This window comes from Citrobacter sp. Cb004 (genome assembly GCF_030337065.1).
Taxonomy (GTDB): Bacteria; Pseudomonadota; Gammaproteobacteria; order Enterobacterales; family Enterobacteriaceae; genus Citrobacter; species Citrobacter braakii.
This window is the reverse complement of sequence record NZ_JAOWCH010000026.1, coordinates 1-284: the sequence shown is the minus strand read 5'-3', so window position 1 is coordinate 284 and position 284 is coordinate 1. Positions and strand designations below refer to the sequence as shown.

The following is a 284-nucleotide window of genomic DNA, read 5'->3' as shown; positions in this document are numbered from 1 at the left end:
TTACGGAGAAATGAAACAGTGTGTCGTTTCAATTTTCAGCTTGATCCAGATTTTTAAAGAGCAAATATCTCAAACGAGACTCGAAAGTCTGTTTTGAGATACTTCGGTCGGCGACTTTCACTCACACATACCAGCAAGTGGCGTCCCCTAGGGGATTCGAACCCCTGTTACCGCCGTGAAAGGGCGGTGTCCTGGGCCTCTAGACGAAGGGGACACTGAAGTCTCAATCGCAAGACGCCTTGCTATTTACTTTTCATCAGACAATCTGTGTGAGCACTACAAAG

Annotated in this window: 1 tRNA gene; it reads right to left on the bottom strand. The window is 46.8% G+C overall.

The features are described 5' to 3' along the window. Window positions 1-138 precede the first annotated feature (138 nt). Window positions 139-214: transfer RNA gene (locus tag OGV65_RS00865), tRNA-Glu, on the bottom strand. Window positions 215-284: the final 70 nt, after the last annotated feature.